Origin of the sequence: Agrobacterium rubi TR3 = NBRC 13261 (genome assembly GCF_000739935.1) — a bacterium.
Lineage (GTDB): Bacteria > Pseudomonadota > Alphaproteobacteria > Rhizobiales > Rhizobiaceae > Agrobacterium > Agrobacterium rubi.
In genome coordinates this window covers 299,638-308,089 of record NZ_BBJU01000014.1, presented here as the reverse complement: position 1 = coordinate 308,089, position 8,452 = coordinate 299,638, and the positions used below count along the sequence as shown (strand labels likewise).

At 58.3% G+C, this 8,452-nt stretch carries 8 protein-coding genes and 1 tRNA gene; 4 read left to right on the top strand and 5 right to left on the bottom strand.

From position 1 onward, the window contains the following. Positions 1-700 precede the first annotated feature (700 nt). Together RRU01S_RS12595 and recJ are read left to right on the top strand one after the other, a co-directional pair. Positions 701-901 (top strand): hypothetical protein, encoded by a 201-nt coding sequence (locus RRU01S_RS12595; protein WP_131367791.1) that lies wholly within the window; start codon positions 701-703, stop codon positions 899-901. Positions 902-999: 98 nt separating this feature from the next. Then, the gene (recJ, locus tag RRU01S_RS12590; protein ID WP_045230648.1) at positions 1,000-2,802 is read left to right on the top strand and encodes a single-stranded-DNA-specific exonuclease RecJ; all 1,803 of its coding nucleotides are present in this window, start codon (positions 1,000-1,002) and stop codon (positions 2,800-2,802) included. A gap of 89 nt (positions 2,803-2,891) precedes the next feature. Here recJ and RRU01S_RS12585 read toward each other — a convergent pair. The 4 genes from RRU01S_RS12585 to RRU01S_RS12570 all read right to left on the bottom strand — a co-directional run bounded on the left by RRU01S_RS12585 (position 2,892) and on the right by RRU01S_RS12570 (position 5,418). Continuing rightward, a tRNA-Glu gene (locus tag RRU01S_RS12585) sits at positions 2,892-2,966 on the bottom strand. Between the two features lie 380 nt (positions 2,967-3,346). After that, positions 3,347-3,550, bottom strand: a complete 204-nt coding sequence (locus RRU01S_RS12580; protein ID WP_045230647.1) for a DUF3126 family protein — start codon at positions 3,548-3,550, stop codon at positions 3,347-3,349. A gap of 118 nt (positions 3,551-3,668) precedes the next feature. Further along, the gene (gene cysE / locus RRU01S_RS12575) at positions 3,669-4,493 is read right to left on the bottom strand and encodes a serine O-acetyltransferase (RefSeq protein WP_045230601.1); all 825 of its coding nucleotides are present in this window, start codon (positions 4,491-4,493) and stop codon (positions 3,669-3,671) included. Between the two features lie 136 nt (positions 4,494-4,629). Further along, on the bottom strand, positions 4,630-5,418 hold the full coding sequence (locus tag RRU01S_RS12570; RefSeq protein ID WP_045230646.1) for an alpha/beta fold hydrolase: 789 nt from the start codon (positions 5,416-5,418) through the stop codon (positions 4,630-4,632). A 156-nt stretch (positions 5,419-5,574) separates the two neighbouring features. Between RRU01S_RS12570 and RRU01S_RS12565 the strand changes: the two genes are divergently transcribed. Together RRU01S_RS12565 and RRU01S_RS12560 are read left to right on the top strand one after the other, a co-directional pair. Further along, positions 5,575-5,820 (top strand): zinc-finger domain-containing protein, encoded by a 246-nt coding sequence (locus RRU01S_RS12565; RefSeq protein WP_045230645.1) that lies wholly within the window; start codon positions 5,575-5,577, stop codon positions 5,818-5,820. Between the two features lie 23 nt (positions 5,821-5,843). Then, positions 5,844-7,013, top strand: coding sequence for an FAD-dependent monooxygenase (locus RRU01S_RS12560; protein ID WP_045230600.1), 1,170 nt, complete (start codon positions 5,844-5,846; stop codon positions 7,011-7,013). On the opposite strand, the gene RRU01S_RS12555 is transcribed toward RRU01S_RS12560, so the two are convergent. Beyond that, positions 7,010-8,197, bottom strand: a complete 1,188-nt coding sequence (locus RRU01S_RS12555; RefSeq protein WP_045230599.1) for a cystathionine beta-lyase — start codon at positions 8,195-8,197, stop codon at positions 7,010-7,012. The two genes, RRU01S_RS12560 and RRU01S_RS12555, sit on opposite strands and share 4 nt — an antisense overlap. Positions 8,198-8,452 lie beyond the last annotated feature (255 nt).

Sequence of the window (8,452 nt, the reverse complement as noted above, 5' to 3'; positions counted from 1 at the left end):
ATTGGCAAGACGCAAGCTGTTCGCTCTATCCGCAGCTTTCAAGATGCACAAGGGCTATCCACGAGTCGATCTCCCCACCTGAGGGGGAGATGTCCGGCAGGACAGAGGGGGGTGAGCGGCACCCGCAGACCTCCACCTCACCAGAAAAAAATCAAAAAAAGTCAAAACTTTTTTCTCCACGCTCCCAAAACCCATGCCTACACTTCACCCGCGTTCCAACCGCACTGTATCGCGAGACAGTGCGGGGACGGCGCAGGTAGCGTTGGCATCAACCCGGAACGTGCGGGTGGAGATCGAGCTGCCTGAATAGCGGGTCCGAAAGCCGCGCTCTGATTCCCTCGGTGGGTAGGAGCAGCGACTGGACGGCCCGATAGATGAGCATACGGGGCGAAGCCGGGACCAATGATGGCTCGGCTGAACCTCACTCTGCACCGGCGGGTACGCCTGCCTGCCGGTGGAGAGATATCGACTGAGACGAAATGCCAGAGGCCACGCAAATGCGGCGCCAGAGACGATACCATACCAGAGACACCACCGCAGTTGCGTGTGCTCTCCGGGCTGAATGACCATGCCACGGGCGTAGCCGCGCCGCGTGAACGCGAACGCATGTTCACGGGATTTTTGATATTGAAGGCTTTGCAAACGAGGGGTCTGAAGTGTTACGCTGCGCCATATTCACCAAGCGACGGGAGGCGTGGCCGTGAAAACGACGATACTGTTCAAGGAAGACCGTTTCATTCGGCCTGATGCCGAGCGGAGACCGCGCAAAATTGGTGCGAACGACAATTTCCGCAGTTTGGAATTCGAGATCGAGGGGCAGGAGCGGGATTGGCGGGCGCTGTGCCTGATCACCGCACTCGTCGGTGCTTTTGCCGCCTTCATTTTTCTGCCGCTTTGGTAAGCCGGGCGTAACTCCACATTTGTGCTTGAAAAAGCCGGGTTCGGCCTTTAGCCCGTAAGCGGACGATATGGCTGGATTGGGTAAGCGCGCGCATGGCGATGAATGAAGCGGTCGATACTGTACCGAGAGCCTTTCTCGGTGTGGATCGGTCGGCAACGGAGCAGAAGTGGATGTCGCGGCTGGATCAGGCCGGGCAGAACCGCGCTCTGGCCATATCGCAGGTTCACGGCATTCCCGAACTGGTCGCCCGCGTTCTGGCAGGCCGTGGCGTTGGTGTCGATGATGCTCTCGCGTTCCTCGACCCCACCATCCGCTCGCTGATGCCGGACCCGCTGACGCTGACCGATTGCGAAAAGGCGGCCGAGCGCATTGCAGCCGCCATCAAGCGCAATGAGAAGGTCGCGATCTTCGGCGACTATGATGTCGATGGGGCATCGTCTTCAGCGCTGATGTATCGCTTCCTGCACCACTTCGGTCTTGATCCGGAAATCTATATTCCCGACCGTATCTTCGAAGGTTACGGACCCAACCCCGCCGCCATGCAGCAGCTTGCCGCCAATGGCGCGACGCTGATCATCACTGTCGATTGCGGCTCCACCAGCCACGAGTCGCTCGCGGCTGCCCGCGATGCCAAAACCGATGTCGTCGTCATCGACCACCACCAGGTCGGCACAGAACTGCCGCCAGCTGTGGCGCTGGTCAATCCCAACCGGGAGGATGATCTGTCAGGGCAGGGGCATCTCTGCGCCGCAGGCGTCGTATTTCTCGTGCTGGTCGCCACGTTGCGTGTGTTGAAGGACCAGCGCGACAGCCGCGCCTATACGCTCGATCTTCTGTCCTATCTCGACATCGTGGCGCTGGCGACGGTGTGCGATGTCGTGCCGCTCAAAGGCCTCAACCGCGCCTATGTGGTGAAGGGACTGATCGCCGCCCGGCACATGAAGAATGCAGGCCTTGCGGCGCTGTTCAAGAAGGCCGGTCTTGGCGGGCCGGTCACGCCCTATCACTTCGGCTTTCTGGTCGGGCCACGCATCAATGCCGGAGGACGCATCGGTGATGCAGCCCTCGGCAGCCGCCTGTTGACGCTGGATGATGAGGCCCAGGCCGAAGTCATCGCCGAAAAGCTGGATGAGTTGAACCGCGAACGTCAGGCCATGGAAGCAATCATGCTGGCCGAAGCGGAAGCCGAGGCTCTATACGAATATGGTGACGGCACCGGTGCGGGCGTCATCGTCACGGCGAGGGAAAACTGGCACCCCGGCATCGTCGGCCTCTTGGCCTCGCGTCTGAAGGATCGCTTCCGCCGCCCGGCCTTTGCCATCGCGTTCGACTCACAAGGCAAGGGCTCCGGCTCTGGCCGTTCCATCAACGGTTTCGATATGGGTCGCATGGTGCGCAATGCTGTCGATGCCGGTCTGCTGGTCAAGGGTGGTGGTCACGCCATGGCGGCGGGTCTGACGGTGGAGCGTGCCAATCTCGGTCGCCTCCGAACCTTCTTCGAAAAGGCGGCGCAAAAGACTGTCTTTCAACTGGTGGAAAACAGCGTGCTGAAAATCGATGGCGCAATTGGCGCATCGGGCGCGACGCTGGCGCTGGTCGAACAGATGGAGCAGGCAGGCCCGTATGGCTCGGGCCACTCGCAGCCCATCTTCGCCGTCCCCGCTCACCGTTTGCGCGATGTTCGAGTCGTCGGCACCTCGCATGTCAAGATCACGCTAGAGGCGATGGACGGCTCACGGCTGGATGGCATTGCGTTTCGTGCGGCAGATGCGCCCTTGGGGCACATGCTGATGAATGCGAGAGGGCAACAAATCCATGTTGCGGGCACGCTGGGCGCTGATCAATGGCAAGGCCAGAAACGGGTTCAGCTACGCGTTCTGGACGCGGCAGTCGCGCCGTAAAATTGCTGTTGAAAACTTAAAGTTGCATATAATATACGTCACGCGTCGGTTTAAGCAACGCTTGTATCGCTATGATATCTTTGGGGGAGTGGTACGCCCTAGGGGAGTCGAACCCCTCTTTTCAGAATGAAAATCTGACGTCCTAACCGATAGACGAAGGGCGCATACCTTGTGTGGCGCCCTTATAGTCAGGCACCGGATTCTCCGCAAGCGCCTATTTCCACTTTTTTGCATTTCGATGACATTTTTATTCCCGAGCGCATCGACGCTGTGGAAAAGCATTGCCGCCTCAAGCAAAAGGACTGCAAACTGAGTGGGATGTCATGATGATGGGAGAGGGGGAAGCGTGGAGTTTAGGACGGGATCAGGGGGCGTCCCGTTTGTCGTAAACCCCACGCTTCATCGGGGGACGCTGGATAAACGGATCACCTGAAAACTGGTTCCGCACGCTTTTAGAAAAATTACAAAAGGCCTTTTTCAAAACAAAACCGCCCGCAGACGATTGTCGCGGGCGGCTTTGAATGATGCTGTCACCGGATGGTGATCAGAGGTCGACGTCGAGGATGGCCATGGAGAAATTGTAGGAACGATCGCCGTCTTCGTCATCGATATAGACGACGCCAAGAAATTCTTCGCCGGCATAGACTTCAGCCGAATCGTCCTTGCGCGGGCGCGCCTTGACGACGATCTGTTCGTTGAAGGTGCGCTTAAAATAGGCGTCGAGCTTTTTGATTTCTTCGGCTTTCACCACTGTTCTCCTGTGCGGTTCACGTTGCGCCGCTTTTGCCATGGCTTAAAGGCGAAAGTAAAGTCAAAGAGGCAAATCGTCTGGATGATCCACACGCAGGTCGACCGATCCTGAAGCCTCAGATGTCGGCGCCGATGATCTGATCCATGATGCGCGAAGGTTCGTTGCATCCACCATCTCCCACCACGCGCGCCGGCACGCCAGCGACTGTCGCATTGGGTGGAACGGGTTTCAGCACGACAGAGCCGGCAGCGATGCGTGAGCAACTGCCGATCTCGATATTGCCGAGAATTTTGGCACCAGCGCCGATCAGTACGCCGCTGCGGATTTTCGGATGGCGGTCAGCGCCTTCCTTGCCGGTGCCACCCAGGGTGACGCCGTGAAGGATGGAGACGTTATCGCCGACGACTGCGGTTTCACCAACGACGAGGCCGGTTGCGTGATCGAGGAACAGCCCCTTACCAAGACGCGCTGCCGGGTTGATGTCCGTCTGGAAAATGCTTGATGCGCGGCTTTGCAGGTAGAGTGCGAAATCGCGACGGCCCTTGTTCCACAGCCAGTGCGCCAGCCGGTGGGTCTGGATGGCGTGGAAGCCTTTGAAATATAGCACCGGCTCGATGAAGCGCGTGCAGGCCGGGTCGCGATCATAAACGGCTTGAATATCGACGCGCAGAATGGAGCCCCATTCCGGCCAGTCGGCAAGCATCTCCTCGAATGTCTGGCGCAAGAGGACCGCCTGCATATCCGGGTGGTCGAGAAGTTCGCAGATACGGTAGACGACACAGGCTTCCAGCGAATGATGGTTCAAAATCGTGGAGTAGAAAAAGGCTGACAACAGCGGATCTTGCGATGCCGCAGTGCGCGCCTCATTCTGCAGACTTCCCCAGATGGGATCGACCAGGGAAAGCTGGTCCTGCTGGCGTGCCTCTGTGCGTGCGACCATGACTGGTCTCCCTCAAATTGGTGCCGTTTATTTATATAGAAAAAACTGTCGCCTAGAAATGGTGATTTAACAACGCGGTTAAAGACGCGAAAGCATCAGTTTTTCTGACAGCTTTTTGGAAAATGATTCTTCCAAATCAGGCCTTGGCGTCCAGCTCGCGATAAAATTCCAGAACGGCTGCCTTGAAGACGCGGTCGCCCACGGCCAGCATGTGGTCGCGGCCGGGAATATCGATGGCTTTGGCATGCGGCATCAGCTGTGCCAGTTCCGCGCCGGAACCGGCAATATCGTCCTTGGTTCCGACCGCAATCAGGGTCGGACTATCGATCTTGGCGGCTTCCTCGCGGGTCACCAGAACACGGGAGGTTTCTATGCAGGCGGCAAGCGCGATGCGGTCGCTTTTCGTCTGATCGGCAAAGGCGCGGAACATGCGGCCGCGCTCATGGGTAACGACATCCAGAGACGGCGCGCGAAGCGCATCCGCAATCGGGTCCCAATCACCCACGCCATCCACCATTCCGATGCCAAGGCCGCCGACCACCAGCGAGCGAACCCGCTCCGGGTGGGCCATGGCGACGAAGGCAGATATGCGTGCGCCCATGGAGTAGCCCATGACATGCGCCTGAGCGATGCCGAGATGGTTAAGCAGGGCGATGGCATCTTCTGCCATGGCGGCAGGGTAATAAGCGTCTGGATCATGCGGTTTGTCGCTTGTGCCATGGCCGCGATTGTCGAGCGCGATGACGCGATATCCGGCATCGCCCAGTGTCTTCACCCAGCCGGGATGCACCCAGTTGACCGAGGCACTCGAGGCAAAGCCGTGGATCAACAGAACCGGAACGCCTGATGGATCACCCTCATCGAAATAGGCCAGTTGCAGGCCATCGTGGGAGAAAGACAAAAATTGCGGCACGTTGAGATTCATCAGGGACATCCTTTTTTGGCTCAGCATATGTCAGGAAATCGCAGCGTTGAACATATTGCGCGATGATTTCTGTGGAGGTCGAGCAGATTTGACGCTACATATCCGCCAAACATGCGCTTTCAGCGCTCACCCACGCAGTTGCATTTGGAGACGACCATGGCCGGCCATACCATTCCCCACTTCCAGAACGATGGCGGACACGCCGTGATCGAAATCGGCGTCAAGGAATTCATGTGCACCGGCGCATCCGTGCCGTTCGATCATCCGCATATCTTCATCGATATGGGCGATGATAACGAAAAAGTCTGTTCCTACTGCTCGACGCTATATCGCTACAACCCTTCGGTCAAAGCCACCCAGACCAACCCGCCCGGCTGCGTCTTCCACGTCAACGCGGCGTAACCGCCTGCCAACCGGGGCTTTCCATGCCCGTAACATCCGTAGCGATTATCGGTGCCGGTATTGCCGGCTTGACCGCAGCCTTGTCCTTTGCCCGGTACGGCGTTCGTTGCGACATCATCGAGCGTTCACCGCAGTTGGAAGAGGTGGGGGCGGGTCTTCAGATATCGCCCAATGCCGCGCGTATCCTGGCCGCACTCGATGTCTTGCCGCAGATTGAGCAAAGCTGGCTGGAGCCCGAAACGGTCGATCTAGCTTCCGGCCTGTCGCTGAAACGGCTCGTTTCCCTGCCGATGCGCCAAGTTGCGCGATCACGCTGGGAAGCGCCCTATGGCGTGTTGCACCGTGCGACGTTGCAACAGGCATTGCTGGCTGCGGTCCAGCAAAATCCGCTCTGCACTCTCCATCTCGGCATACAGCTGGATGCGGTGAACAAAGCCGAGATCGCCGCTCGGATTTCTCAGGACCATGATCTGATCGTCGGTGCCGATGGCGTCTGGTCCAGCGCCCGACATGCGATGCCGGGAAGCCCGGAAGCGAGTTTTTCCGGCTATGTTGCCTGGCGGTTTACGGTTGCCAAAGGAGATATTCCGGACTTTCTCAAAAGCCAGTCGGTGACCGCGTTTCTAGGTCCATCCGCGCATCTGGTCGCCTATCCGCTGGCCGAGATGGGTGCCTTCAATGTAGTGGCGATTGCAGCCGGTGCCAATCCGGGCGCCACATGGCAGGCGCAAGCACAGGGTAACCAGCAGACGCTGTTGATGAAGCAGTTCAGCCGCTGGAACAGCGCATTCATGCCGATGATCGAAAGCGCTTCCAAGCCGACATTCTGGCCGCTGTTTCAGGCAGGAAAAGGTGTGTGGCACAATGGCACTGATACGGTTCTGATCGGCGACGCCGCCCACGCCATGATGCCCTTTGCCGCGCAGGGTGCGGCGATGGCGATCGAGGATGCCTTCGAACTCGCCACCTTCGTGAACCGCGACGTGACTTTGCCGGAGGCGCTGTCGCAGTTTCAGGCGCACCGCATTCCCCGCATCGACAAGGCGCGCAAACGGGCGGCGCTGAACAAGTTTGCCTATCATGCGGCCGGCCCGCTGAGGTTGGGTCGTGACATGTTGTTGTCGGTAAGGCCGCCAGAGGCATTTCTGGCGGACTTCGATTGGCTGTATGGTTACAGGGCGAAGGGGCTTTAGGCCGCTGCCGCCGCCGCAAATCCGGCTTCCAGATCGCGCTTGATGTCATCAACGTCTTCCAGCCCGATTTGCAGGCGAATAACAGGGCCTTCTGTCGGGCCTTTGGCGATGGTGCGATCGCGCAGCGAGACCGGGATGGCCAGCGATTCGTAGCCGCCCCAGGAAAAGCCCAGGCCGAAAATGGAGAGCGCATCGAGGAACGCGTGCGATGTTTCGGTGAAGCGGCCGTCTTGCGCTTTCAGGACGAAAGAGAACACCCCGCTTGCGCCTTTGAAATCACGTTTCCAGATGTCGTGCGTCGGGAAGCTGGGCAGGGCAGGGTGCAGGACGCGTGCCACATCGTCGCGGCTTTCAAGCCATTGGGCGATCTCCAGCGCACTTTTGCCGTGGTGTTCCAGACGAATGCCCATGGTGCGCATGCCGCGCAGCACCTGATAGGCCTCGTCAGAGGTGACGCAGAGACCGATATCGGTGTTGGTGTCGTAGAGCTTCTTCCAGTGCTTCTCATTGGCCGATACGAAGCCCATCAAAACATCCGAATGCCCTGCCGGGTATTTCGTCGCGGCGTGAATGGAGACATCGACGCCGTGGTCCAGCGGTTTGAAATAAAGCGGCGTTGCCCAGGTGTTGTCCATGGTGACGACGCAATCATATTTGTGGGCGATGGACGACATCAGCGCCACATCCTGCATTTCGAATGTGTTGGAGCCCGGTGCTTCGAGATGCAACAGCCGCGTGTTGGGGCGGATCAGCGCTTCGATGCCAGCACCGATGGCCGGGTCGTAATATTCGACCTCGACGCCGAACTGCTTCAGCATCTTGTTGCAGAAACGGCGGGTCGGATAATAGACGGAATCGACGACCAGGGCGTGATCGCCCGCCGACAGATACGCCATGAATGGAACGGTGACGGCGGCAAGGCCGGAAGGGAGCAGTATGGTGCCCGCCGAGCCTTCGAGAGCGTTGACCATATTACACAGCGCATCCGTGGTCGGCGTGCCATGGGTGCCATAGGTATATGTCTGGTCTTCCGAAACGAGTGTCCGCGCATCGGGGAAAAGAACCGTCGAGCCGCGGACAATCGGTGGATTGACGAAGCCATGGTAATCGGCCGGGTCGTTGCCCAGATGGGCAAGCCGTGTGTTGGTACCAGCGGCACCTAAAAACCCGTCTCTGTCTTTCATGCTCACATATCTCTCACTTTATTGATGTCTGAAAATGGTCTTCAAACACCGCTTCGGTCAAGACTTCGTTATCTCGAAGGATTTGCAACCGTCTTTTGCATGGGAAAGTCGCAAGGAGGTTACTTCTGAATGCCCGTCTTCTCGACATAGGCGTATTTCGCGGTAAGCTGCGCGCAAATTCAGTCTACCTGCCTGACAGGATGAGCAGTTTTTAGTCTTTTTTAGCGCAATAATTAGACATATGCCCATTAAAAG

Excerpts from the sequence above, each read along its gene's own strand:
- recJ (WP_045230648.1), top strand. The coding sequence starts at position 1,000 with ATGAATGAAGCGGTCGATACTGTACCGAGAGCCTTTCTCGGTGTGGAT.
- cysE (WP_045230601.1), bottom strand. The coding sequence starts at position 4,493 with ATGGTCGCACGCACAGAGGCACGCCAGCAGGACCAGCTTTCCCTGGTC.
- RRU01S_RS12570 (WP_045230646.1), bottom strand. The coding sequence starts at position 5,418 with ATGAATCTCAACGTGCCGCAATTTTTGTCTTTCTCCCACGATGGCCTG.
- RRU01S_RS12565 (WP_045230645.1), top strand. The coding sequence starts at position 5,575 with ATGGCCGGCCATACCATTCCCCACTTCCAGAACGATGGCGGACACGCC.
- RRU01S_RS12560 (WP_045230600.1), top strand. The coding sequence starts at position 5,844 with ATGCCCGTAACATCCGTAGCGATTATCGGTGCCGGTATTGCCGGCTTG.
- RRU01S_RS12555 (WP_045230599.1), bottom strand. The coding sequence starts at position 8,197 with ATGAAAGACAGAGACGGGTTTTTAGGTGCCGCTGGTACCAACACACGG.